Source organism: Acinetobacter sp. 251-1 (genome assembly GCF_030329305.1).
In the GTDB taxonomy this organism is placed as follows: domain Bacteria; phylum Pseudomonadota; class Gammaproteobacteria; order Pseudomonadales; family Moraxellaceae; genus Acinetobacter; species Acinetobacter piscicola_A.
Window position 1 is genome coordinate 1 of the sequence record NZ_JACANS010000057.1, and the last position, 1,046, is coordinate 1,046.

Below are 1,046 nucleotides of genomic sequence, written 5' to 3' on the forward strand. Positions count from 1 at the left end.
CCCCACTTGTTTCTAAGTGGGGACTAAATTAAGGCTTATAGGATGAATTCATAAGGTGTGTTCAGCGGACGCTTACTGAGGAACAACGTCCCGCAAGACATCAGATGATCGAAATCGAATGGCCGGTGGAATCAGCAACTGAATTACTGTGTCTGCTGCAGGGCTTGGTCAAATGATCCGCATCGATGACATCTGGCTTACGACCCAGCCCATGGATATGCGTGCAGGGATGGATACTGTCATGGCGCAGGTGCTGAAAGCCTTTGGCTACATCAAACCGCATTGTGCTTACTTATTCTGTAATAAACGTGGCCATAACTGGGTGGAAAACCAGATGCGTCCTTGGGCCTTGGGACGCAAGAACTGGCTGTTTGCTGGGTCACTGCGTAGTGGTCAACGAGCTGCAAACATCATGACGCTGATTCAGTCAGCAAAGCTGAATGGACTGGATCCGTATGCCTATCTCAGTGATGTGCTGAAAAGGTTACCGACCCATAAAGTGCCCCAAATAGAAGAATTACTGCCACACCGCTGGAAACCTGAACCGAATTAAAAAATAGGCATGGGATTCAGCGGATGCTTACCTTTAAACGAACCCGACACAGTTTGAAAAAAAAGAAATCCGATTGAATTTAAGAAAGCTCAAGAAGATATTGAGTCCTTGCGTATACAAGCAGCACGAGGTGAAATCATACTTGGATATGTAGATGAATCAGGCTTTTCATCTACACCTAATAATCGCTATGCTTGGACGCAATGTAGGGAAGTTCATGCTGTTACCGCACTGCGTTCCAAAAGAATTAATGGGATGGGATGCTTACTTTCTACAAATCAATTCATCAGCAGTTGTTTAGAAGAATCAGTCAGTAGCCCATGGTTTTATGCTTATTTATTGGGAGTAGCACAACGAGTAAAACAAGCTCATGGTATCCCATTAGTTTTAATATTAGATAATGCTTCAATTCATCGGTAAGCGTCCGCTGAACACACCTTATGAATTCATCCTATAAGCCTTAATTTAGTCCCCACTTAGAAACAAGTGGGGA

The 1,046-nt window shown here is 44.1% G+C and carries 3 pseudogenes; all 3 read left to right on the forward strand.

Annotation, left to right across the window (positions count from 1 at the left end):
- Window positions 1–172: 172 nt before the first annotated feature.
- Window positions 173–304 (forward strand): annotated as a pseudogene (locus tag HX129_RS17835) (transposase family protein); the annotation flags it as partial.
- 9 nt (window positions 305–313) lie between these two features.
- Window positions 314–553: pseudogene (locus HX129_RS17840) on the forward strand (transposase domain-containing protein); the annotation flags it as partial.
- 108 nt (window positions 554–661) lie between these two features.
- Window positions 662–970, forward strand: a pseudogene (locus HX129_RS17690) (transposase); the annotation flags it as partial.
- Window positions 971–1,046 lie beyond the last annotated feature (76 nt).